The organism is Microcystis sp. LE19-131.1A, from assembly GCF_027532015.1.
In the GTDB taxonomy this organism is placed as follows: Bacteria; Cyanobacteriota; Cyanobacteriia; order Cyanobacteriales; family Microcystaceae; genus Microcystis; species Microcystis ichthyoblabe_A.
In genome coordinates this window covers 17,722-42,187 of sequence record NZ_JAPZSS010000034.1, presented here as the reverse complement: position 1 = coordinate 42,187, position 24,466 = coordinate 17,722, and the positions used below count along the sequence as shown (strand labels likewise).

Here is a 24,466-nt window from a genome sequence, read left to right as displayed (position 1 = left end):
ATAAATCGACCAAGAAGGGAACTTTTTCCGGAGAGGGAGAGTCGTCGGGGACTGGATAAAAACTAGAGTACTCCCTCGATCGATAGACAAAATTGACGGTAATCGTTTAGAATAAGGCACTGAATACTGACGAGATGACAATTATCCCTATGACCGATCTCCAAGCAAAAACTAGATGGTCAACAGCGCGGCGATATTACGAATTGCTTAGTGTTTTAGTGGAACGTAATCTCAAGGGACGCTATCGGGGTTCTTTTCTGGGGGTTTACTGGTCTTTGTTAAATCCCGCGATTATGACGGCACTATACACGGCAATTTTCGGCACGGTTTTCGCCTCTTATTTTGATAATTCTCTAGTTAACTATGTCCTAGCGGCTTTCACTGGTTTAGTCGTAATAAATTTCTTTAATGCTTCCACTAACCAAGCTTTACCTAGTATTGTTGGTAATGGCAGTATTTTAAATAAAATTCGTCTGCCAGTTAGCATTTTTCCCGTTTCCATGGTAGTGGCAAATATTTTTCAATTTGCTATTAGTATCTTTCCCCTTTTGGCTATAGTAACTCTCTGGAAGTCTCAAAGTTTAATTAATGTAATTGCTCTGATTTTTCCCGTGATCGGTCTTTCTCTGGTTTGCACGGGAGTGGGTTTCTTTGTTAGTACCCTCTACGTTTTCTTCAGAGACTTACCCTATTTTTACGAAATTGTTTGTTTTGTCGCTTGGATTAGCAGCCCGATTTTCTATCCCCCGGAAATTATTCCTCCCTCCGTACAACCATTCCTGCTATTAAACCCATTATTACCGGTAATTGAAAGTATTCGCCAATTGTCCCTTTCCCCCGGATTACCGGATTTTGGTTTGATTTTTCAATCTCTACTCGGTGGGATCATTATCTTAGGAATTGGTTGGACTTGCTTCCGACTATGGCGACATTTATTTATGGATTTATTATAAATGACAGAAGTAATTCGACTCGATCAAGTGTCTCTCGAAAGACGCACTCAAGAAGAATTTTCCTACGATCTAAAAAGGACAATCTTCTCTCTTCTTGAAGGTAAATATCGTCAACCTGCCAAAAAATTAGTTCTAGATGATATAGATTTAGTAATTAATTCTGGAGCAAAATTAGGTATCATTGGAGCTAATGGCGCAGGAAAATCTACTCTCCTAAAAGTTATTTGTGGTATTCTGGAACCGACAAAGGGACAGGTGAGAGTCAGGGGACAAATTGCTTCTTTAATTGAATTAGGAGCGGGTTTTGATCCAGATTTACCAGTAAAAGATAATATTATTCTCTATGGGGTAATGCTGGGATTTTCTCGTCAGGAAATGAAGGAAAAAACCAAAGATATCCTTGACTTTGCTGAGTTAGAAGAATATATGGGAGCGCCGGTGAAATCTCTTTCTTCTGGGATGGTGGCTCGTTTAGGATTTGCGATCGCAACAGAGGTTCACCCCGATATTCTTATTCTTGATGAAGTCCTTTCCGTCGGGGATGAAAGTTTTAAAAATAAGTGTAAACGACGTTTAAAAAAATTCTGGAATTCCAATGCTACTATTTTAGTAGTTTCCCACGATTTGACTTTAATTCAAGAGTCCTGTGACCAAGTAATTTGGCTGAATAAAGGCCAGTTGCAATCTCAGGGTACATCGGAAGATGTAATTAAGTTTTATTTGGATTCCGTGCATCAAAATGAAGTTAATTTTTAATTAAGTAGGTAATCTCAATTAATTTATCTACGTTTGGCTCTCTTGGGTTTGGTGGGTAAAATGTATTATAGGATACATTCCTGCTGGCAATCAACTGGAACGAACCACAAAGACACAAAGAACACAAAGATTGATCGCTTCTAGATAATCTAAACTTATCACACAAAGAATAAGAGAGCCTACGTTTTACTTAGTCGAAAACGCTGTCACAAAATAAAAAACCTCGGTGTCCAGCCGAGGTAGCGCTAAGTTATGTAGGAGAACTCAAGCAAATCTGTCAATGGGGTAAACCCAAACCCCGAAAACTTTTTTAAGCTAGTAGGCCAAGTTTTTTGCCGTTGTCTCGGACTCAAGGAATCATCTTCTGTCCTATACTCTTCGAGACAATCTAAACCGGCTTGCTGTCTTGGCTGTTTTGCTTTAACTTTTAGTTCATGTAAATAAATGTAACAATATTTTTACGAATTGTAAAGAAGGATTGACAAAATAAAACTTATAGGATGTATAAGCTAAGTTAATATTTTTCGCCGATCGAAGCTAGGGAGGTAATATATAGGGAGATTGGTTCACTAGCATGACAAGGTGTACCCAGAATGTCCTATTTGTTTTTGTTGCCACTATTCACCGCTGCTCTGGCTGCCTATTTCTGGCAGAAGTCCAGCGATGAAATTGCTTATCTCGCCAGTGCCGCCACGGTAATTAGTTTAGTGTTGAGTCTGGTTTTAGCTCCTTGGCAGATTCAGCTATTAATTCTCTTGACAGTTGTGATTGTCGTCACCTTTTTATGGCAAGGACGAGAAGAGCAGAAGAATATCCCCGTCCCCACTCCAGAAACCGCCGGCGAGAAAAAGTACCGTGGGGCCGCCTATATGGAGCCAACAGTCGCCGAGGCTCCTGTCAAGGAGCGAGGGGGTAAATATCGCGGTGCGGAGGTTAAAATCACCAATAATACCACGGTGGCTAACCCAATTCGCTCCTCATCTCTCAAATATCGCGGTGCTGGTTCGGCAAACAAGGACCAGTAAGTGAGTTATCAGTTATCAGTTATCAGCTTCTGAAGGCAAAAGGCAAAAGGCAAAAGGCAAAAGGCAAAAGAAAGAATCTGGCAATTCTCTTACCTAAAAAGAAGGTTAGAAACTAAGCACATCAAAGCTTTTGGCTTAACCAATTAGGTCTTAGATTCGGTCGAGTTATCAGATTTGAGTTTTAAGTTCACTGATTGGGTGCATCTTATATTTGTGATTTTGGTGAGCAGCAGAAGTTATTAAAAGAGGGCGAATGCAATTCGCCCCTACAATAATATTATTGAGATGCCCCCACTTCCTACTTCCCACTTATCTACTGGTCTTGAATATAAGGCTGATTATTCTTGAGACAGTTGTATGCCTTTTGTAACTCGATTCCCAGATAACCGATATGTTCGGGAATAATTGCGGGATTGGTAGCGGCAAACTCGCGGATTAATTTCAGGGGATTTTTGCCTTGATAACAGGCGACAATTTCCCCACTGCCGGGGGTAGTTTGTTGGACGAGAATTTGTTCTTTTTCCACGGAAATCAAAAAGTTACCACTAGGGTCAAAAAAATCGCGCTGATTGACAATTTTATCGTACTGGGTGGCGATTAATCGTTCGACATTCTCCCAAGTATCATCGTATATATGGGCCGATTGACTAATAGTAATTAATGGACCCATTGATAAATTGTATTCGGAGCGCTTGCTAATCTCATCCCTAATATGTTGCTGTAAAGCACGCAATCCCATGGCATTTGCTGGCCAAGCGGCAAACATATCATTACTTCTAAATATTGCGGTGAGAGATAATTCATTTTCTACCACTCGCACCCAAATATGATTTAAACAGGGACTACCTCCCTTTTCGTGGTCTTTCACATCCCAGAGGGACATAACTGCACTGGCTGCGTCAATTTCTGAGATTAATTTATTGATAACCTGTGCAATTTGGTCTCGGCCAAACCAAGAGCGCAATCTTTGACCATAGGTGTATTTAACTCCTTCTGTACAGGGAGAATCATCGAGAATTTGTCCGATATATTCGGTGAGAAAAGGTCTATCTATAGGCAAATAATTAGGTTCGGGAAAGTAAAAGTCTGGGGGTTCATCGGTGACAACGGCCATTAGGTCAATTAATTCTTGCCATTTACCATCATATCCTGTGGGTCTAATTGTGCCGGTGGTTTTAATCTTTTGGAGAATTTTTACCCAGGTTTCGGCAATAGTTTTTCCTTCAATGCGATGACCGTATCTTGTCCCAGGTAGCAGAGAAGGAAGATTTTCTAAGAGGGGAAAGATTAAGGGTTCTCCCCAAGTTGGTAAGGGAGATTGTTCTGCATAACTTTTGACGATTTCAATCGCTTCTGGGATGGATTTAACCGGTTGATATTGAATTGATTGACGTAATTTTTCGAGAGTTTCTCGGTCAATTTCCTTGTCAATATATCCCGTGATAGGAGAATTAATTAGCCAACATTCTCTACCTGTGTCACTTTTTCCTAACTGGAATCCTTGACTAAAAAAATCTAGCAAACACTGACAGCTACCAGAGTTCTTATCTTCCTTAGTTGCGTTGAGAATAACTAAATATCTAACGTGGGGATTTGCGATTAAGTTTCTCAGCAGGGGACTAATTCCTCTGGTGGGACTATAAAGATTGCCAATTACTGCGTATTGGTCGGGATTTAAATGTTTAGCAAGGGACTGTTTTACTGTCCATCCCGTGATAATTGCCGTTTGTCCGTGACCGCAGATTAATTGATTAGGTTTATAGTGGGGTTGGTAGATGAATTTAGGGGTGGTTTCTGTACTGAGCATGGATTTAAATTAATTGTTCAAGATAATTAATAATATTTCGGTGAAGGTGTTCTATTGTATCATTGCCATCCAGTTGTAAATAATTATCTTTATATTCTTTAAATATCTCGATAAACATCTGACGAACTTTCATTAATTTTTCTTGTTTTTCGTACACTTCTGTGATGGCTCTGTTTTTAATTCTCGCTAGAGAAATATCGGGAATAACATCGATATAAATAACTATATCTGGATTGGGAAAATGTTGATTTAACTGCCGAACAAAAGCAAATTCTTCAGGATTATTGCAATTGTAGGCCAGGGAAGAAAAATAATAACGAGTAGTGATAACGTGGGTTTGTTCTTGGTGAATAAGTTTAAAAACGCCATCGTGATCATTATATAAGTGATAATGGCGATCAGCTGCAAATAAATAAGCCATTTGTCGGTCAAATTGATTTTGATCTTGGATAGAAATAAGATTAGTTTGCATTATTTCTCGAATCAAACGACCGATGACTCCCTCGGAAGGTTCCGGACTTAAAACTGCTTTTTCCCCTCGCTTGAAAAAATATTCTTGTAGGAGTTTTGCTTGGGTACTTGTTCCAGATCCGTCAATACCTTCAAAGACAATAAATTTCGGTTTCATAATTTAATCTTCTTTTTTTATATCTAATTATCTGAATAATTTTTTTAGCCAAGTTAACCAAGATTTTTTGGGGGGGATTAACTGCGTCATTTCTCCGAGCATCTCTCCCATACTTCCCCAAATATAAATATTTTTATTGAGGGATTGTATGGTTAAATTTTCTTGTAAAGCTAAACTGATGATACCGATCATTTCTGCTGCCTGATTACCGACTATTTGCGCTCCCAGTATTTTACCATCTTGTCGGTAGATTAATTGACAAAATCCGGTGGTTTCTCCCCAGATTTGCTGTGCCACTATATTTTTGATGGGATAGTTAATCATCTTTACCTCCTCACCATAGCTCTCCCGGGCTGCTTTTCCAGTTAAACCCACCCAAGCAATAGCCGGATCAAAAGCAATAAATGAGGGAATTTGATCGGGATTAAAGTTAAATTTTTCTCCCGTGAGCAGATGCTTGACTAACCCAAAAGTAGCCCGGTGATTTAAAGTAGGATCGGGATAATTATTTCTGAGCAAATTTAGGGCATAAATGCGGGAATTATCGGTTTGTAATTGCTGATTAACCTTGATTAATCCTTGTTCTAGTTTAACTCCCACCCCAGCCAAATTTAATCCCTGTTCATCGACTTGATAATTACCAGCAAAAATGATATCATCAACTTCGATAACACGATTGCCTAATTGTAGCCATTTTTGACCCTCGATCGCTTTCACTTGACTAGGACAATAGCCGGGTAAAATCTTAATTCCTTCCGCTTCTAAAATGGCAGTAACTAAATGGCAGATTTCCCGATCAATATCCGGCAGTAGATAATTATTCTCGATAATTAAGCTAATTTCTTTCCCCAAACGTCGGAGAATTTGCGCTAAACTCACAGCCATGCTGCTGTTACCAATAATCGCTAAATGTTGTCCCAACTTGTCTAAATTTGGCTCTTGCCAAAGGGTTTGAGCGGTAAAATAATTAACCTCATCTAAGCCGAAAATTTTCGGGACTTGCAGATAAAAACCTGGGGCGATAAGATAGTGTTTAGCCAACAATTGCCGACCGTTAACCACGAATCCTAAATGGGGCAGCCGGACAAATTCCCCCCCACCTAGGATCACATCTATTCCTTCCGTGGCTAATCTTGCCAAAGAATGATGTTTATTAATAGTTTTATCCACTTCCTCTAACCATTGCCGCAACCGTTGCCATTGGGGATAAATGGCCGTTTCTTGCCAATGATTGAGCAGTTTATAGAGATTGATAATTTGGCTGTATCCCTTGCTAAAAATGTCCTCAGATGCCTCTAAATTGTCACTAGAAGGCTGTTGCACTAAAGCCACCCTTTTTTTGAGGTGAACAGCCAACAAAGCCGCTTCTATCCCCGCAGGAGTGGCACCGATAATTACTAAGTCGTAAACCACAAATATAAAGTAGGAATCAGGAGTCAGTATTCAGGAGTCAGGAGACAGTATTCAGGAGTCAGGAATCAGGAGACGGTATTCAGGAGTCCGAAACTTAACACTTAAAACTCAAATCTGATAACTGATAACTGATAACTGATAACTGATTACCGGCGCCGGTCTTGCAATTTTTTATAGACATCTCGCAGGGGAACTTGATGATAGGCGAGAGCGACGAGAGTATGATAAAAAAGATCGGCCACTTCTGCAGCAATAGCATCGCCATCATTATCTTTGCAGGCCATGACCACTTCTGCCGATTCTTCGCCGATTTTCTTGAGAATTTTGTTATCTCCCCCGGCCAAAAGTTTACAGGTGTAGGATTCCGGATGAGGATCGTCTCTGCGATCGCAAATTACCTTAAACAATTCCGAGAGGGTGTCGGCCGCTGGCGGTGATTTTTGCCAATTTACTTGATGAAAACAGCTTCTTTCGCCGGTATGACAGGCGATATCACCGATTTGCTCAATAGTCAGCAAGATAGCATCACTATCGCAATCGTAGCGAATTTGACGCACTTTTTGGATATGGCCCGAGGTGGCTCCTTTGTGCCATAATTCTTGACGAGAACGACTCCAATACCACGCTTCCCCGGTGGTGAGGGTTTTTTCGAGGGATTCCCGATTCATCCAGGCCATCATTAACACTGTAGCATCAAGATAGTCTTGAGCGATCGCTGGTACTAAACCCTGGGAATTATAAGCGATCGCGTCGAGGGGAATAGCGGAGAGTAAAGAGGACATCAGTTTTTTGCGGTCAAGAATTATGGTGGGACAAATTGCCCAAAGCTTAATTATATAGCCTTAACGTTGGGCAATTTCCACAGTGCGATCATTACTAAAGGAATCCACCACAATAATATGATCTATACCCAAGCTTTTTGGTGAAAGCTGGATAAATAAACAGGCTCTAGTTTTAAAAAATATCTCAAACTGTTATAAAACTTAATCAAGAGAGGGATCATATACAAAACTTAACATTGTTTAACGTCAAAACTTCAGTTCAAAGCCAATCAATTCCCTAACCAGGCAGCTGCGTTAAAATGGGGATAAGGTTAAGAATACAACTAATCCCTACAGCAGAGTCTTTTGGATTGGCACCTATAACAAGTTATCCCGTGCGATGATCGGGGAAACTCAGGTTTTAGGAGAACAAAGAATTTTTTTCCAAATCTCTGTGGAAAGATGTATCATAAATCTTCTTCAATCAGCATTGGGAGCTAATCACAGTATGAAAGTGGACAAACACCTGTCTTAAGTTAGACAATTCTACCCTCAGGAATTTCTTTGATTTAAAACCGAGTCCTGTCGATAGAGTTATGTATATAGTAATTTCAATTAAGCTTGAGAATATCAATACCAGATTTCCTAAGAGTTTTGTCGGTCTAGACTATATTAAACCTATCTGAAATGACTATTATTCCTACTCGAGGTAATCACAGGGTGAAGGTGGACAACTACACTGTCTCAGGTTGAACGATTCTCCTACAATAAATTTTTCTAATTTAAAACCAAGTTACTATGTATGGATAACCTAATCACGATTAGAGAAGCCTCGGGCTTGCTCGGAGTTAGCATTAAAACCCTCCGGCGCTGGGAACAACAGGGGAAAATTTCCTCAATTCGTACCCCTGGTGGTCATCGGCGCTACCGACGGCAAGATATATTACAATCTGTTCAATCAACCCCATTTATCATTGGCTATGCTCGTGTTAACCGACCTGAACAAAAACAACAACTAGAGGATCAGATAAAAGCCTTAGAAGACTTTTGTCATCAGCAGGGTCAACCCTTTGAAATTCTCAGCGATATCGGCAACGGAGTCAGTCACAATCGCCCTAATCTTATGCGTCTAGTAGAGATGATGTGTAACGGTGGGTTGGAATGTCTAGTTTTAACCCATCCAGAAAGTGTTGGCCGCTTTTGTCATGATTTTATTTTGGGTTTGTGCAGTTTCTTTAAAATCCAAGTCATTCTCCTCAATCAACCCCAGAAATCCATTGCAGCTGAGGATTTAGTGGACGATCTGCAAGCCCTCGTCACCATCTGTTACAATCGTCTCTACCCGCTACATAACCCGGATCATCGGCAATTGGTGGAATACCTAGGGGCGCTTAAGAATCTCCCCTCGGCTTAAAATTATCCTTGGACTGGGTTTCTCCTCCCTCTTTGTTGCCTGTCTGATGCCGACTCGGCTATTCCCCGAACAAGGGCCAAGAATAGTAATATTTTAGCTGACGACTAACGGCTATCATAACTCTACATTGACGGCAAATGAAACTAGAAACCACGGCGATTAAACGGATTCTCGATGCTAACCTTGACCGCGCTAGAGAAGGACTGCGAATTATCGAAGAATGGTGTCGTTTTGGCTTAGATAATCCCAATTTAGCCCAAGAATGTAAAGAAATGCGCCATCAGTTGGCTAGTTGGCACTCGATCGATCTTAAACGACATCGGGACACAGCCGGCGATATCGGCAGGGATTTAAGCCATCCCAGGGAAGAAATCCGGGAGACTGTCGAGGGACTGCTGCAGGCAAATCTCGCTCGCGTACAGGAGGCTTTTAGGGTTTTAGAAGAATACGGTAAACTCTATGATCTAGAGCTAGGGATAGCCTGTAAACAGCTGCGCTATCGGGTTTATCAGCTAGAGAGTAAACTATTAATCTCGCCACCTCTGGAAAAACTAAAAGCATCTCCCCTCTATCTAGTCACTTCTCCCGCCGAAAATCTGTTAGAAATCGTCGAATTAGCCCTAAAAGCAGGTTTAAAATTGGTGCAGTACCGCCATAAAACCGCCGCTGATACGATTCGTTTAGAAGAAGCTGCTAAACTGTGTGAGTTATGCCACCGTTACGATGCTTTATTTATTATGAACGATCGCGTCGATATTGCTCAGGCCGTTCATGCTGATGGTGTTCATCTCGGTCAACAGGATCTACCGATTTCCCTAGCGCGGCAATTTCTCGGCCCGACGGCAATTATCGGCCGGTCCACCACTAATCCCCAAGAGATGGCCAAAGCAATCCAAGAAAAGGCCGATTATGTGGGAGTTGGTCCAGTTTATGCCACCCCCACCAAAGCGGGAAAAACCCCCGCAGGATTGGAATACGTCCGTTATGCGCGGGAAAATTGCCCTTTACCCTGGTTTGCGATCGGTGGTATTGATAGTAATAACATTAAAGAGGTTTTAGAGGCAGGAGCGCAACAGGTAGCTGTAGTCCGGGCCATCATGGAAGCGCAGCACCCCGATGTGGTGACACAAGAATTATTAACCCAATTAAAGTAGGGTGTGGGGTGTGGGGTGTAGGGTGTAGGGTGTGGGGTGTAGGGTGTGGGGAGAAAAAAGCTGTCTCCTGTCTCCTGAATACTGTCTCCTGTCTCGACTAGGAAATTAATTTTGCACGACTACTTATCCAAATCCATGTCAGAAATAACCTTGCAAATTAACGGCAAAACTCAAACCTGTTTACCCGCAACTAAACTACCGCAAATGCTAGAAAATTTGGGCATGAATCCTCGGTTAGTTGCAGTGGAATATAACGGGGAAATCCTCCATCGTCAGTATTGGGAAAACACGGAAATCAAGGAGGGGGATAAATTAGAAATTGTTACTATTGTCGGAGGGGGATAAAATAATCAACAATCGACAGTTGAGGGAAAAAACTTGTTAGTTATCGGTTTAATGAGTGGCACATCGGTGGATGGTATCGATACCGCTTTAGTGGAGATTAGCGGTACAGTGGAATCTCCACAGGTGCAGTTATTAGCAGGGGAAACCTATCCCTATTCCCCCCGATTACGCGAGACAATTTTGCAAGTCTGTGGGGGAGAAAAGCTATCTATTGAAGCTTTAGCCAGCTTAGATGATAACATCGCCGCAGAATTCGCCCAAGCCGCCTTAAATATCCAAAAAGAAGCCCCAAAAGCCCAATTAATCGGCAGTCACGGTCAAACCGTTTTTCATCGACCCCCCCAAAATGATCGCCTCGGTTACACGGTACAATTAGGACGGGGAGCAGCGATCGCAAAAATCACCAGTATTCCCACCATTAGTAATTTTCGCGCTGCCGATATCGCCCAAGCTGGTCACGGTGCGCCCCTAGTGCCGAAAATTGACGCTTATCTGCTTTCTCACCCCACCAAAGCCCGCTGCGTCCAAAATATCGGCGGTATTGGCAATTTAACCTATCTACCCCCCCGACAAACGGAAAATTGGCAGCAAAAAATTTTCGGTTGGGATACCGGCCCCGGCAATGTCCTCATCGATTTGGCCGTACAATTTTTGAGCCAAGGCCAACAAACCTACGACCATAACGGTCAATGGTCGGCCCAGGGTCAACCCTGCTCCGAATTAGTTCATAAATGGCTACAGGAGCCTTATTTTCAACAATATCCCCCTAAATCCACCGGTAGAGAGTTATTTAGTCCCGCCTATCTAGCCCAATTGCGCCGGGATGCCCAAGCTTATTCCCTCAGTGATGCCGATTGGTTGGCCAGTTTAACCGATTTAACCGCCATTTCGATCGCCCACAGCTATCAAACCTTTTTGCCAGAAATGCCCGCAGAAGTGCTGCTCTGCGGTGGTGGCGCTCGTAATGCCTACCTGCGCCAACGACTCCTAGCACATTTGGGGTCAAATGTCAAGCTTTTGACCACTGATGAGGTAGGATTAAATAGCGATTTTAAAGAAGCGATCGCTTTTGCCCTTTTGGCCTATTGGCGCTGGCACAATTTCCCCAGTAATTTACCGAAAGTCACGGGAGCAAAAGAGGAGGTTTTATTAGGAGAAATTTATCTATGAGCAGTATATATGAAATATTTTCAACAATTCAACGCCAAAGAGTCAGCGATGGGCAAATAGTGCCAATTTTAAGCGATTGTGCCGACTATAAACGTCTTTTAATTCTTGTTTGGCCGCAATTGGGAGATTTTGACAGTCTCGAATACGCTTGGTGGTTAGAAAAAGAGGCAGCCCTTTGGCAAAATGCCGGGATTACCATTCGTGCCATCGGTATCGGCGATCGCAATTCGGGCTTAAAATTCGCTGAATATACGAAATTTCGGCAAGATTGGCTGTTTGTTGACCCGAAAGCTGAATTACACGATTTATTAGGACTGTATCGCGGTTTATCGTTAAAATTACCGAGATTTTCCCCCGGACAAAATGCCTGGTTAAATCTAATTTTGATGTGTGCGGGTGTGGGTAGTCCGGGGACTCTGGCCGAAGTGCTGCGGGGTTATCGTGGCGATCGCAAAGCCCCCCAATTAATTGCCGAGGAGGAAACAATACAAGCGCGGCCTTTACCAGCTTTCCGGGGTTCCCTATTCAATCTTGCTGGGGGTCAAGGTTTTCAGCGACCTTTTGAATTAGCCACCCTGAGACTGCGTAATATGACTCAAGTTTTGGGCAATTGGTCAACCTATGTCCCCGATAGTAGTTATCTCACCCAACGGGGAGGGACTTTTTTGTTTGATAGTCAAGGAAAGTTACTCTATGAGCATCGAGATGGAGGTATCTTGGGATTTGCTGAGAATATGAGTTATCCCCTCGCTTTTTTGCGGGATTAAGCTTTTTTCTTCTCTATATAGAGAGTTTCGATTAAATAATACCAGTCCAAAATTTTAATCCTTTCCTGTTTCTCACCGATTTCAGGGAATAATAATCACAATAACCCTTTTGTAGGGCTTTTTGTTTCCCCATCGGGAATTATCATCTTACCTTGGCAGACTAGAACTGATGCACCACCCACAGAAACTTCCGTAATTTTACGGTTGTTTTTCTGAAACTTTAATTGTAAACTGCTGGGTCTGCCCATTTCCACCCCCTGGATTATCGTCCATTGATTCATCCCTTCCCTAGAAGATTCTAACCCCCCTAGATAGCCCGCTAAAGCGGCCACAGCCGAACCAGTGGCGGGATCTTCCATAACTCCTAAACCGGGGGCAAACATTCGGCCATAGAGACGAGATAGGGGAGATTCTGGGTCAAAACAGCAGACAAAAAGGGAATTAGCGGGGGATTGACCTAATAATGATGACCAAAGAGTTAGATTTAGTTTTATTTTCCCTAAAATATCTCGATTTTTGACGGGGATGAATAAAAAAGGGAGACCACAGGAAAAAGCGCGGGGGGGATAACCGGGTAAGAAATCGGCAACGCGTAGGGAAAGAATCGCCGCTAAATCATCGAGAGCATAAGTATCCGTCACTAATTCTGGCAATTGTGCCACTTTTAACTCACTATAGACCGGTTTTTCCCCCTCCATGATAATTTTCACCGGTACTAAACCGACTCCTTCCTCCAGATAAATCGTGGTTTCTTGGTAGGGGGGAATAGCGCCGATTAGGGCTAAAATATAGGCTGTGCCGACGGTAGGATGACCAGCAAAGGGTAATTCGGTACTGGGGGTGAAAATCCGGACTTTTTTAGTGCCTTGGGGCGTTTCTGGCGCAAAAACGAAGACTGTCTCCGAGAAGTTAAATTCGGCGGCGATTTTTTGCATCTGGGTGCGGGTTAATCCAGACGCTTCCGGAAAAACCGCCAGGGGATTACCGCCAAAAATGCGATCGCTAAAAACATCGGCGGTATAGTAGGAATAGGTAGGCACGCGGGGGATAGGGCAACAGTTATCGGAGAATTTTTTGATCTTACACCTATCTTCACCCCTGACCGCCCCCCAGTTGTCTGTCTAGGGATAGATAATCCTTGTCAGTTCTGTTAGTCTTTATTAAGCAATAATTAAAATACAGAGTTTTTCATGAAGATAAGGTATGTCTTGAATCGTCTCGGAGTCTCCTATGGGAGAAACCACAAAGACACAAAGGACACAAAGATTGATCGCTCCTATATAAGTTAAACTCATAACACAAAGAATAAGAGAGCCTAACTGCCATAGGCTCTACTACTTATCCGCTTCTAATCTGGCTAATAAACTGACTAACTTATCTCTGACGGAATTGTGAGTGTATTCGTCTTCAGGGTGGGGTTTTTGATGGGGTTTTTGAAAATAGGGACGTTCCCCGTATAATTGTCCCCATTTCACATCGACTCGGTGTACTAATTCATAGAGTAATTCTTGATTGTCTAAAATTTCTTCTAGGATTAACTGTAAAGCTTGAACGGGATTATCTAAATTTTGACTGACTTTGGTTAATTCTTCATCGACAATAAGCTGTAAAATTATCTGCAAAGCTCCCGAAGAATCCCCTAAATTAGCGGCAATAAATTGTTTAATCTCTGTGGTAACTTGCACTAATTTGGGGACAGGAGATTCTCCTTTGAGGAAATCCGCCCCCTCTTGAGCGATAAAATCTGCTAGGGTAAACTCGCGCCTTTCGATGATATCTTGGGAAAAATCCAGTTCTTCAGGGGTCATAAATTAAAAATATTAGCGATAATAGACTCTAGGACTTATTGTGACATTTTTAGGAATATCTATGGGCATCGATCGCAGAGAGTTTCAGCAGCGTCGTCAGCAGGTAATGGAAAAAATCGGCAATGGAACGGCAATTTTTCGCAGTGCGCCCATGGTGGTCATGCACAATGACGTAGAATACACCTATCGTCAGGATAGTGACTTTTTTTACCTGACAGGATTTAATGAACCGGAGGCGGTGGCGGTTTTAGCACCCCATCACCCCGAACATCAGTTTATCCTGTTCGTGCAGCCAAAAGACCCGGAAAAAGAAACCTGGACAGGCTATCTCCACGGTGTGGAAGGAGCAAAGGAAATTTTTGCTGCTGATGAGGCCTATTCTATCGAAGAATTGGACGAAAAATTACCCCAATATCTCGAAAAAGCCGAACGAATTTATTATCATCTCGGCCGGGACAAAACTTTTAATACAAATGTTCTAAAGCACTGGCAAAAATTAATCGCCACTTTTCCCCGTCGCGGCACTGGACCGACTGCTTTAGAGGATACTAATTTTATTCTCCATCCTTTGCGCTTACTGAAAACCGAGGCCGAATTGGACAATATTCGCCAAGCAACTGCTATTTCAGCACAGGCACATAATCGGGCCAGAGAATTTACCAAAGTTGGTCACTACGAGTATCAAATTCAAGCGGAAATTGAGCATACTTTTCGCCTGGAAGGGGGTATGGGTCCCGCTTATCCTTCTATTGTTGCTAGTGGTGCTAATGCCTGTATTCTGCACTATATCAACAATAATCGCCAAGTACAAGAAAATGAGCTTTTATTAATTGATGCTGGTTGTGCCTACAATTACTATAACGGTGATATTACCCGCACTTTTCCCGTTAATGGTAAATTTACCCCCGAACAAAAAATTATCTATGAAATTGTTCTGGAAGCTCAACTAAAGGCGATTGAAGTGGTAAAAACTGGTAATCCTTATAATCTTTTTCATGACACGGCCGTGAGGACAATTGTGGAGGGATTAGTGGATTTAGGGCTATTGGTCGGCGACATTGATGAGATAATTAAAGAGGAAAAATATAAGCCTTTTTATATGCACAGAACTGGCCATTGGTTAGGATTAGATGTCCATGATGCGGGAGGTTATAAGGTTAACGAAGAAACTTGGCAAACTTTGCAGCCTGGTCATGTTTTAACCGTGGAACCCGGTATTTATATCGCCCCCGATATTAAACCTGCTGAAGGACAGCCGGAAGTGCCAGAAAAATGGCGGGGTATCGGTATCCGTATCGAAGATGATGTGTTAGTTACTGCCACAGGAAATGAGGTTTTAACTGCAACGGTTCCCAAAAAAGTTGAGGATATCGAATCTAAGTAAAAAGCTAGGTGTTAAAAATTGTCAGATTCCCCCTAACTTATTAAGGGGGTATCAAAGGCAAAATTTATCTTCAAAGGAGATTCAATTAAGTTTTTTCTAGAGATTATCATGATTGCTACCAAAGAAAAATTATATACCTTTGCAGAATATTTGAATTATCAGGACTGCACGGATAATAAATACGAATTATTTAACGGAGAATTAATTTCTATGCCTCCTGCTAGTGGCTTTCATGCTTTGATACTTAGATACATATTTAATGTGTTAGAAAGGGAAATAGAGAGGCTACAATTAGACTGGCAAGTTATGCCTGCTACGGTGGGAATTCGCACCGATAAAGCTAAATCGAGAATCCCAGACTTAATGATTTTAACTGCTGAACAATGTCAAGAGATTAGAAATATGAACACAGCAGTGATTGAATTTCCCTCCCTCTTAGTTGTAGAAATTGTTAGTCCTGGTAATGCCGATGATGACTACCGTTATAAACGTTCAGAATACGCAGTGAGAGGCATTCCTGAATACTGGATTATCGATCCTATTGCCCTAAGAATATCGGTTTTAAACCTAATTTCTGGATTTTATGAACTGGCAGAATTTAACAACGAAGATAGGATAATATCGGTGACATTTCCCGATTTACAATTAACTCCTCAAATGGTCTTTGCACAGTAAAATCTTAGCTGGAGACTTTTATGATTGCTACCCGACAAAAAATATATAGCTTTGCAGAATATTTAAATTATCAGGACTCCACAGATAATAAGTACGAATTATTTAACGGAGAATTAATTTCCATGCCTCCCGCTAGTGGCTTTCATGCCTTAATTCTTGCCTTTATTTATGATTATTTAATGGCAGAAATTAAAAGATTAAATCTAACTTGGAAAGTTATGCCCGCTACCGTAGGAATTCGCACCGATAAAGCTAAATCGAGAATCCCAGACTTAATGATTTTAACTGCTGAACAATGTCAAGAGATTAGAAATATGACCACAGCAGTGATTGAATTTCCTCCCCTCTTAGTTGTAGAAATTGTTAGCCCCAATAATGCCGATGATGACTACCGTTATAAGCGTTCAGAATATGCGGTAAGAGGCATTCCTGAATACTGGATTATCGATCCTATTGCCCTAAAAATATCGGTTTTAACCCTGATTTCTGGATTTTATGAACTGGCAGAATTTCACAACGAAGATAGAATAATATCGGTAACATTTTCCGATTTACAATTAACTCCTCAAATGGTCTTTGCCCAGTAGCATTATTAACGATTATGACTATCCCCTTAGAAATCCAACAACGTTGCCAACAACTAAAAACAGAACTACAAAGAGCCAGTTATGCTTATTATGTTCTTGATGATCCTTTTATACCCGATAGCGTTTATGATCAACTTTATCGGGAATTAGAAGACCTAGAAAAGCGTTATCCTCAATTAATCACCCCCGATAGTCCCACCCAAAGAGTCGGGGATAAAATCTCTAGTCAATTCGTTTCTGTTCGTCATAATATTCCCCTGTATAGTCTCGAAAATGCCTTTAATCTCGAAGAATTAAATAAATGGGGCAACCGTTGGCAAAGATATGTAAATGAAACCCAAGACACGGAATATGTGTGTGAATTAAAAATCGATGGTTCCGCATTAGCTTTAACCTACGAAAACGGCTTTTTCGTCAGAGGTGTTACTAGAGGGGATGGAGTCACTGGCGAAGATATTACCCCCAATGTGCGGACAATTCGCTCTATTCCTTTACGCTTAAATATAGATAATCCTCCGGCAATTGTGGAAGTGCGCGGTGAAGCTTTTTTACCCCTCGATACCTTTGATAAAATCAATCAAGAAAGAGAAGAAAAGGGTGAATCTCTCTTTGCTAATCCCCGCAATGCGGCAGCAGGAACCCTACGACAATTAGATCCGAAAATAGTTGATAAAAGACGCTTACAATTTTTTGCCTATACCCTGCATTTAGACGATAAACATATCAATACTCAATGGCAATCCTTAGATAGATTAGAAAGCATGGGATTTCTGGTTAATCCCCACCGTCAACTTTGTCCATCCCTGCAAGAAGTGGCGCAATACTATCAAGATTGGCAAGAAAAACGTCATCAATTAGCCTACATGACCGATGGTGTCGTAGTCAAAATCAACGATTTACAGCGACAAAATCGGTTAGGATTCACTCAAAAATTCCCCAGGTGGGCCATCGCTTTAAAATATCCTGCCGAAGAAGTCCCCACGGTAGTTAAAGATATTATCGTCAATGTGGGACGCACCGGCGCAGTCACACCCATGGCGGTGATGGAACCGGTACAGGTAGCAGGAACCACCGTACAAAGGGCTACTTTACATAATAGCGATCGAGTGGCCGAATTAGATATCCGAGTCGGTGACACGGTAATTATCCGCAAAGCGGGGGAAATTATCCCGGAAGTGGTGAGAATCCTGCCAGAATTGCGGCCTAGCCACACCTTACCCTTCCAGATGCCCACTAATTGCCCTGAATGTCAATCTCCCCTAGTCCGTCCGGTGGGGGAAGCGGTGACACGCTGTGTTAATAGTTCCTGTCCGGCGATTTTGCGGGGAAGTGTAGTACATTGGGCCAGTCGCGACGCTCTCGATATCCGGGGATTAGGGGAAAAAGTGGTAATTTTGCTGATTGAACAGGGATTAGTTACCGCTATTTCTGACCTCTACAGCCTCGAAAAAACGGAAATTGCCAAATTAGACCGAATGGGCGAGAAATCCGCCTTAAATTTGATTACAGCTATGGCTCAGAGCAAAAATCAAAGCTGGTCGAGGGTACTTTATGGGCTAGGAATTCGCTATGTGGGCAGCGTTAACGCCAAAATTCTCGCCGAAAGTTTTCGGACTGTGGAGGAGTTAGCTAACGCCAGCGTGACTAATTTAGCTTCTGTCTATGGTATCGGTGAAGAAATCGCTCAATCAGTCTATGATTGGTTTAGAATCGCCGCTAATCGGGATTTAGTCGCTAAATTACAGGCAGCTGGTTTACAATTTGCCGCAGCAGCAAAAACCACCACCACTAAAGCGACTTTAGCAGGGAAAACCTTTGTCATTACTGGCACTTTACCAACTCTCAAACGGGAGGAAGCGAAAGAATTAATCGAAAAAGCCGGGGGGAAAGTGACGGGTTCTGTCAGCAAAAAAACTGATTATTTAGTGCTAGGAGAAGCGGCGGGTTCTAAGCTAGAAAAAGCCCTAGAATTGGGCATTATTCAGCTAACCGAAGCACAATTACTCGAATTAATCGAAGTCGGAAAAGTCTAGTAAAATCTGGATTATTTCATTAACATAAAAGACAAGTGCATCCTTAAAAAAGATCAACCAAACTGGGCGATAAACCTGATTTAATCCAGAAACAAACTCATCAGATAAACAGTCAATTTTTAAGGACGAGAAAAGTAACATTATATTAAGTAAATGTCTCTGGTTAAGGACTTTCTGCTATTCTGAGGAATAGGTATATAGTGCTAGTCCTCACGGATATTCAAACTCTCTCTAACTTTTTATAAAAAAACATAAATAACAGGGTGTTATACTAATGATAACTTCAGAGTTGGCTTCTTTAATTATCGGCATTGAAGAAAATGTACGGCCAGAAAGCGAATATTATGGCAAGCTAGTCGAATGGCGAGAAAAATATCAAACATGGCATTATGGAATTAGCTTATCGAACACGCATTTCTTTAGTTTAGGAACTCTAGAAAAACAAGAACTGCAACTCCTAAAACGCCACGATATTCGTGATTTTGACCTGAGAATTCTTCCTGATGTTAAATCACCCTTTGAAAGCGACGAAGTAATAGAACGACTTAAATATGCCTTAAGATGGTTAGATGATTTACCAGAAAACTCATCTCAGAAAACAATTACGGGTAGGAGTTTAGCTTTCCAGATATTGACAGGCAATCCAGATTATGAATATTCTGGAGATACAAAACTAATTCCCCCCGACCTAAGTTATGAGGATTATTTAAAGCAAGTTTCACCGAAGCTTCAACATAGCAAACTTGGAGATTTTTTGGGCAATCGAAAAAATTGGCCGTACATATTCTTGTTTTTGTTTGCCTTTTTAATAGTTGTTGCGATTGGTCTAATAAATGATGGTTATGGGTTCGTCCCTGATATGCCCTGGCTAAGATGGATGCTTTTCTTATTATTATTCCTACTTATTATAGCCAATGTAGCGATAGTATCGAACTGGATAGCAAATTTTAAATGGTCGGGATTTCAGAAAAAAAGTTTTTGGGATTGGCTACAATTATTGATAGTACCTCTAATGTTAGCCCTGGGTGCTTTCTATCTGAATTCTGCAGCCGAATTTAGAGATAATCAAATTGCACAAGAGCAGAAACATCAGGAGATTTTGACGGATTATTTTTCCAAAATGCAAGGTTTAATTGTAGAGACAAAAAAAAGCAAACAAACACCTGGTTCTAAAGAATCAAATTCAAAGGAAAGGTTACTGCTAGAATTTAGACCGACCGCTCAAGCTTTAACTCTCTCTGTTCTAGAACAATTAGATGGCAAACGTAAAGGAAAAGTTATCACTTATTTAGCTGAATCACAGCTAATTACTGTTGATAATAACAGTCCATCTACTGAGCCAGAAATTAACTTATATGGAGCCAATCTCAAAGGTATGGTATTAAATGATGTTGATCAAGTTGAGACGGTGGATAAAAAGCCATTAGGAGTAGTAATTGATAAAGCGGACATAACGAACTCTAATATTAAAAACGTAAAATTATTTGAGGGTTCACAACTACGAGAATCTGATTTTAGTCAAGCGAATCTAACAGATGTTTATTTCACTGGTGCTGATATGCAGGGTGCAAAATTTATCAAGAGTCAAATGACTAATGTAGATTTATCTAATACGAATTTAACGAGTGCAAATTTTGATAATGTCGAGACAACAGAGATAATAATTTCACCAGACACTAAACTTGATAATGCTTGTGCTACCAAAGGAGAAATTGTTTTAAACACTATACCTTTTAAGACAACTATTAAGAAATGCGAGAAAGGACTTGAGAATCGAGGCATTCAAGAAGCACAAGGGGAAATGGAGCAACCACCAACACCAAGACGATTGCCACCTGGCCAAGTATCTTCCCAAACTCCATCCCATGGTGTTATTTATGGTTCAGATCGAGGCATTCAAGAGGCACAATGGGAAATAGAACAACTACCAAGACGATTGCCACAATATCGAGGCAAAAATAAGCTATTTAAACGAAAAGGATTTTATGTGAGTGTCATCTTATTCCCAACCAAGCAAGATGCTAATAACGCTCTACCAATAATAGAGAATGAATATAAAAGAGGCTCATTTGTCAGATCTCTTAGCGATTGGTGTCCCAATTGGAAAAACCCGGAAAAGAAAGAAAAGATAGAAAGTGGCATACCCTACTTTGACTGCGGAATATGAGAAGTTCTTGTCAGAAAAACTAGGGTGATCGAGGAATGATCGCCCTACATTTGTTTTGATGTTTACTTTATAAATAAGCTCTAAGACTAGAGCAAATCTACTGAAGTATTATCGATTAACCCAGCAACAGCATCAAGATAATCATTAAGTTCCATTTTGTGAGCTTGGGCAAATAAATTAAGGGTTTCTACCTTTGTTCCTTCTCCCTGTTCAATGCGTCTCACTTGACGCTCGGATACTCCTATAATATCTGATTGTCGCAGTTGATGCTGTTTGCGTAAAGAGGCAATCGCTCGACCAAAAATCTGATCATGTTTTAATTTAATCGCTGCAAACTTTTGTTTTGCTTTTGGTTCAATCACACTCAAAAAAGCCTCTATATCAAGATGAATGTCCACAACTGGCCAATGAATATAACTACCATCTTCTGCTATAATAAACTTCTCTCTTTCTTCTAGAGGAATACGCTGTAAAGCTGGCATAGATGCAAAGGGAATTTCTAGCTCATTGAGATCACAGCGACTGATTAATAAACTTTCCCCAATAACTAAAGCTGTGGCGATTAAATGCTCTTGCGCTCCCCAACTCCAAGCATTAATCACCCTTGTCGGTAAAATAAAATCTCGATAAACGAGGGTATTTCGCAGGGTGCGTAAATTGGCCCGTTTAAATAGTTGCGGCAACCAGATAGAATCAATGTCTGCTCGGATAAAAAGACCTCGCAGATGATGTTTATCATTAGCATTTCTGGCAATATCTGACACGGCTTTTAAACCAGTCAAAGAAGTACAAATAAAGATGTTTTTTAAGGAATCAATATTCTTTAAATCTGGTAAGGAAAGAATCTGCACAGATTGAGACTCTGGCAAGAAATTATAAATTTCTTTATCCTCAATTATAACAGTAATTTCTGGCTTATTTAACATGATTAATTCTCCCGGGTACAGACCTTTGCCTCCCATTCAATTAGGAGCGCAGAACGATTGGCCAAAACGTGGTCGAGTATTTGCTTTTTTTCCTTACTAGATATTTTGGCATTGGCGGGCCATTTCACCTGAAAATTTAGACCATTTTCTTGATTACAAAGTAAGAAAAAAACTCTAATTTCCCATTGGCCCGGTTTACGAACATGAAAATGAGGTGGCAAATGATCGTGAGAATTGAAAAACAGATCTAAGCCATCTAAATTAAAGGATTCCACCTTGCCCAAATCTTCACCTCGCCTACCTCAACTCTGGTCACTTAATGCCATTATACACTTAACCAGACATTTTGTCCTTAAATTCTGAAATATAATGTCTGCTTAACCTAGAACGATCAAAGCGTTAGATTAGAGAGAGTCCTTTTTTTAGAGATATTTAAACCTGATGGTCTGGCCTTTTAAACCGAAAACCCGCAAACAAATCGCTCGAATAGAAATTACAGGTGCAATTGCCTCCGATACCCGCAAAAGGGTCTTAAAAGCCCTAGAAATCGTCAAAGAAAGGCAATATCCCGCCCTACTTCTCCGCATTGACTCCCCCGGGGGAACCGTGGGGGATTCCCAAGAAATTTATGAAGCATTGAAGCGGTTACAAAAAACCACGAAAATAATCGCTAGTTTTGGCAATATTTCCGCCTCTGGCGGCGTTTATATCGGTATGGGGGCTAATTATATTATGGCTAACCCCGGCACGATTACCGGCTCGATCGGTGTTATCCTGAGAGGGAACAATCTAGAAAGATTGTTAGATAAGGTGGGAGTTTCGTTTAAAGTGATTAAATCGGGCCCTTATAAAGATATTCTCTCCTTCGATCGAGAATTAACTGATGAAGAAGAAAGAATTCTTCAGGATATGATCGATACCAGTTATCAGCAATTTCTGCAAACCGTCGCCGGAGCGAGAAATTTAGATGTCAATCAGGTGAAAAGTTTTGCCGATGGGCGCATTTTTACCGGTCAACAGGCGTTAGAATTAGGAGTCGTTGATCGCTTAGGAACCGAGGAAGATGCCCGACTTTGGGCGCTAGAATTGGCAGGATTACCCCCAGATAAAACTAAATGTCAGACTATCGAAGAACCGAAACCCCTGCTCAGTCGTCTGACGGGCAATCGTTCCCAAATACCCCTAGGATTACAAAAAACCCTACAGCGTCTAGAATTTGAATTAGAAGTTAACGGACAACTATTGTGGTTATACCGACCCTGATGACCAGATTAAAGTCGAGAAAAAGGGCGCGTTAACCCCTAAAATTGACTCATCAGGATTATCGGAGGATAACAATCGTGCAGTGGAAGGTTCGAGCCATTCGGGGAGCAACGACGGTAACGGTTAATACTATTGAAGCTATACGAGAAGCAGTGACAGAACTCCTCGAAGCGATCGAAATTCACAATAGTCTCGATCCCGATGATATTGTTAGTATTATCTTTACGGCAACTCAGGATTTAGACGCGATTTTCCCCGCTGCTATCGCTCGCGAACGTCCCGACTGGCAAAATGTCCCCCTCCTCGATGTGCAACAGATGCAGGTCGCTAGTAGTCTAGAAAAGTGTATTCGCGTAATTCTCCACGTTAATACTCCCAAACTACAAGGGGAAATGCAGCACGTCTATCTCCGGGGGGCGAAAAATCTTCGCCCCGATTGGCAGATTTCTCCAGTAACTATTAATCGCTAAAATCTTCCATAACTGACTAAATCCCCATTTCCGACAGCCAACTCAAAATTAATTGATTAACTTTTTCGGGATGTTCATCGTGGGGACAGTGACCGGCTTTGGCAATCGGATAAAATTGGGTATTATTGCCCATTTTAGCTCTTTCTTGGTAAATTACCGAACCAGCGATCGGTGTCCAAGGGTCATCCTCTCCCCAGAGTACCAATAAAGGGCGATCAATTGGCGGTAATAATTCCTGGGGAGAAGGTCCAGGGGGTGCTGTCAACACCGATGCGAACACTCCCCACGCACCCGCATCACAGGAGGGTTGATAGAGAATTTCGACTAATTCCTCGGTAATCGCAGTATGGTCGCGATAAACCTGTTTTAAGGTGTTCCGGATGCGATTTTTCTGTCTTACCTGTTCAAAAATAAACTTTCCTGTCACCGGAGAACTAACTAAACCGGTAAAGGCAGCCATGATTAAACGCAAGGGGAAATTTAATTCTTCGGGACGATGGTTTAATCCTCCCGCACAGTTGATAATTACTCCTGCGGCAGTGATTTCGGGAGATTCTGCCATCAGCATTAAGGCAATCAGTCCCCCGATGGAATTACCGACAAATACCGTCGGTTTTGCGATTTTTTCCCGCCAAAAGTCTTGTATTTGCCGCTGCCAAAGGTTGAGACTATAATCTAAAGCGGGCTTATCCGCACCCCCAAATCCCAAGAGATCTAGGGCATAGACTTGATAGCCATTTTCCGCTAAAACGGGGATATTTTTGCGCCAATGACCGATAGATGCCCCAAAACCGTGAATTAATACTAGGGGTTGTCCTTCTCCCCGCACAGTGTAGGGGATGGTGTGACCTTGCCATGTCCAAGACAATTGCTCTAAGCTAGTGGCAGTGAGGGGCGATTGTAGTGCCATTGTATGAAGTTTTATTAAGTGATATTTAAATTATAGAGTAAAAATCAGTC

24 protein-coding genes are annotated in these 24,466 nt (G+C 41.5%); 15 read left to right on the top strand and 9 right to left on the bottom strand.

Annotated features, from left to right (window positions below; all coding sequences use genetic code 11):
- Nucleotides 1-149 precede the first annotated feature (149 nt).
- The 3 genes from O9323_RS03130 to O9323_RS03120 all read left to right on the top strand — a co-directional run bounded on the left by O9323_RS03130 (nucleotide 150) and on the right by O9323_RS03120 (nucleotide 2,734).
- On the top strand, nucleotides 150-953 hold the full coding sequence (locus tag O9323_RS03130; RefSeq protein ID WP_002751332.1) for an ABC transporter permease: 804 nt from the start codon (nucleotides 150-152) through the stop codon (nucleotides 951-953).
- Nucleotides 954-1,709, top strand: a complete 756-nt coding sequence (locus tag O9323_RS03125; protein WP_002751330.1) for an ABC transporter ATP-binding protein — start codon at nucleotides 954-956, stop codon at nucleotides 1,707-1,709.
- Between the two features lie 593 nt (nucleotides 1,710-2,302).
- The gene (locus tag O9323_RS03120; protein WP_002751328.1) at nucleotides 2,303-2,734 is read left to right on the top strand and encodes a DUF4278 domain-containing protein; all 432 of its coding nucleotides are present in this window, start codon (nucleotides 2,303-2,305) and stop codon (nucleotides 2,732-2,734) included.
- 313 nt (nucleotides 2,735-3,047) lie between these two features.
- Here the strand turns inward: O9323_RS03120 and O9323_RS03115 are convergent, their stop codons facing one another.
- The 4 genes from O9323_RS03115 to hisIE form a co-directional block, all read right to left on the bottom strand.
- Complete coding sequence (locus O9323_RS03115; RefSeq protein WP_130757566.1) at nucleotides 3,048-4,541, bottom strand: thymidylate synthase; 1,494 nt, start codon at nucleotides 4,539-4,541, stop codon at nucleotides 3,048-3,050.
- A gap of 4 nt (nucleotides 4,542-4,545) precedes the next feature.
- Nucleotides 4,546-5,169 carry a dTMP kinase gene (gene tmk, locus O9323_RS03110; RefSeq protein WP_002751324.1) on the bottom strand — a complete coding sequence of 208 codons (624 nt, stop codon included), beginning with the start codon at nucleotides 5,167-5,169 and terminating at the stop codon, nucleotides 4,546-4,548.
- Nucleotides 5,170-5,196: 27 nt separating this feature from the next.
- The gene (locus O9323_RS03105) at nucleotides 5,197-6,582 is read right to left on the bottom strand and encodes a dihydrolipoyl dehydrogenase family protein (protein ID WP_288124676.1); all 1,386 of its coding nucleotides are present in this window, start codon (nucleotides 6,580-6,582) and stop codon (nucleotides 5,197-5,199) included.
- 146 nt (nucleotides 6,583-6,728) lie between these two features.
- Nucleotides 6,729-7,364 (bottom strand): bifunctional phosphoribosyl-AMP cyclohydrolase/phosphoribosyl-ATP diphosphatase HisIE, encoded by a 636-nt coding sequence (gene hisIE / locus O9323_RS03100; protein WP_002751320.1) that lies wholly within the window; start codon nucleotides 7,362-7,364, stop codon nucleotides 6,729-6,731.
- 781 nt (nucleotides 7,365-8,145) lie between these two features.
- Between hisIE and O9323_RS03095 the strand changes: the two genes are divergently transcribed.
- The 5 genes from O9323_RS03095 to O9323_RS03075 all read left to right on the top strand — a co-directional run bounded on the left by O9323_RS03095 (nucleotide 8,146) and on the right by O9323_RS03075 (nucleotide 12,193).
- Nucleotides 8,146-8,757: an IS607 family transposase gene (locus O9323_RS03095; RefSeq protein ID WP_002739943.1), complete on the top strand. Its 612-nt coding sequence runs from the start codon at nucleotides 8,146-8,148 to the stop codon at nucleotides 8,755-8,757.
- A 137-nt stretch (nucleotides 8,758-8,894) separates the two neighbouring features.
- Complete coding sequence (locus O9323_RS03090) at nucleotides 8,895-9,911, top strand: thiamine phosphate synthase (RefSeq protein WP_002776638.1); 1,017 nt, start codon at nucleotides 8,895-8,897, stop codon at nucleotides 9,909-9,911.
- Nucleotides 9,912-10,046: 135 nt separating this feature from the next.
- Entirely contained in the window at nucleotides 10,047-10,256 is a 210-nt protein-coding gene (thiS, locus tag O9323_RS03085) for a sulfur carrier protein ThiS (protein WP_002751314.1), read from the top strand.
- 33 nt (nucleotides 10,257-10,289) lie between these two features.
- Nucleotides 10,290-11,426 (top strand): anhydro-N-acetylmuramic acid kinase, encoded by a 1,137-nt coding sequence (locus O9323_RS03080; protein WP_288124675.1) that lies wholly within the window; start codon nucleotides 10,290-10,292, stop codon nucleotides 11,424-11,426.
- A complete protein-coding gene (locus tag O9323_RS03075) occupies nucleotides 11,423-12,193 on the top strand; it encodes a peroxiredoxin-like family protein (RefSeq protein WP_002751310.1) in 771 nt (256 codons plus the stop codon). Before O9323_RS03080 ends, O9323_RS03075 begins: the two co-directional genes overlap by 4 nt.
- A gap of 95 nt (nucleotides 12,194-12,288) precedes the next feature.
- On the opposite strand, the gene O9323_RS03070 is transcribed toward O9323_RS03075, so the two are convergent.
- Both O9323_RS03070 and O9323_RS03065 read right to left on the bottom strand, forming a co-directional pair.
- Nucleotides 12,289-13,233 (bottom strand): PhzF family phenazine biosynthesis protein, encoded by a 945-nt coding sequence (locus tag O9323_RS03070; protein WP_016516095.1) that lies wholly within the window; start codon nucleotides 13,231-13,233, stop codon nucleotides 12,289-12,291.
- Nucleotides 13,234-13,527: 294 nt separating this feature from the next.
- Nucleotides 13,528-14,001, bottom strand: coding sequence for a hypothetical protein (locus O9323_RS03065; protein ID WP_002793021.1), 474 nt, complete (start codon nucleotides 13,999-14,001; stop codon nucleotides 13,528-13,530).
- Nucleotides 14,002-14,062: 61 nt separating this feature from the next.
- On the opposite strand from O9323_RS03065, the gene O9323_RS03060 reads away from it, so the two are divergent.
- The 5 genes from O9323_RS03060 (at nucleotide 14,063) to O9323_RS03040 (ending at nucleotide 20,847) form a co-directional block, all read left to right on the top strand.
- Nucleotides 14,063-15,385 (top strand): aminopeptidase P N-terminal domain-containing protein, encoded by a 1,323-nt coding sequence (locus O9323_RS03060; protein WP_288124674.1) that lies wholly within the window; start codon nucleotides 14,063-14,065, stop codon nucleotides 15,383-15,385.
- Nucleotides 15,386-15,493: 108 nt separating this feature from the next.
- Nucleotides 15,494-16,060: a Uma2 family endonuclease gene (locus O9323_RS03055; RefSeq protein ID WP_288124673.1), complete on the top strand. Its 567-nt coding sequence runs from the start codon at nucleotides 15,494-15,496 to the stop codon at nucleotides 16,058-16,060.
- A gap of 20 nt (nucleotides 16,061-16,080) precedes the next feature.
- Complete coding sequence (locus O9323_RS03050; protein WP_288124672.1) at nucleotides 16,081-16,647, top strand: Uma2 family endonuclease; 567 nt, start codon at nucleotides 16,081-16,083, stop codon at nucleotides 16,645-16,647.
- Nucleotides 16,648-16,661: 14 nt separating this feature from the next.
- Nucleotides 16,662-18,680, top strand: a complete 2,019-nt coding sequence (gene ligA, locus O9323_RS03045; RefSeq protein WP_288124671.1) for an NAD-dependent DNA ligase LigA — start codon at nucleotides 16,662-16,664, stop codon at nucleotides 18,678-18,680.
- Nucleotides 18,681-18,969: 289 nt separating this feature from the next.
- Nucleotides 18,970-20,847, top strand: a complete 1,878-nt coding sequence (locus O9323_RS03040; protein ID WP_288124670.1) for a pentapeptide repeat-containing protein — start codon at nucleotides 18,970-18,972, stop codon at nucleotides 20,845-20,847.
- Nucleotides 20,848-20,933: 86 nt separating this feature from the next.
- Here O9323_RS03040 and O9323_RS03035 read toward each other — a convergent pair whose 3' ends face one another.
- Both O9323_RS03035 and O9323_RS03030 read right to left on the bottom strand, forming a co-directional pair.
- A complete protein-coding gene (locus tag O9323_RS03035) occupies nucleotides 20,934-21,773 on the bottom strand; it encodes a DUF2442 domain-containing protein (protein ID WP_288124669.1) in 840 nt (279 codons plus the stop codon).
- A gap of 2 nt (nucleotides 21,774-21,775) precedes the next feature.
- Entirely contained in the window at nucleotides 21,776-22,048 is a 273-nt protein-coding gene (locus O9323_RS03030) for a DUF4160 domain-containing protein (protein WP_223210775.1), read from the bottom strand.
- A gap of 166 nt (nucleotides 22,049-22,214) precedes the next feature.
- Between O9323_RS03030 and sppA the strand changes: the two genes are divergently transcribed.
- Nucleotides 22,215-23,036 (top strand): signal peptide peptidase SppA, encoded by an 822-nt coding sequence (gene sppA, locus O9323_RS03025; protein ID WP_002739893.1) that lies wholly within the window; start codon nucleotides 22,215-22,217, stop codon nucleotides 23,034-23,036.
- Between the two features lie 68 nt (nucleotides 23,037-23,104).
- A complete protein-coding gene (gene aroH, locus O9323_RS03020) occupies nucleotides 23,105-23,506 on the top strand; it encodes a chorismate mutase (RefSeq protein ID WP_043998359.1) in 402 nt (133 codons plus the stop codon).
- Nucleotides 23,507-23,522: 16 nt separating this feature from the next.
- Here the strand turns inward: aroH and O9323_RS03015 are convergent, their stop codons facing one another.
- Complete coding sequence (locus O9323_RS03015) at nucleotides 23,523-24,416, bottom strand: alpha/beta fold hydrolase (protein WP_002751289.1); 894 nt, start codon at nucleotides 24,414-24,416, stop codon at nucleotides 23,523-23,525.
- Between the last annotated feature and the right edge of the window lie 50 nt (nucleotides 24,417-24,466).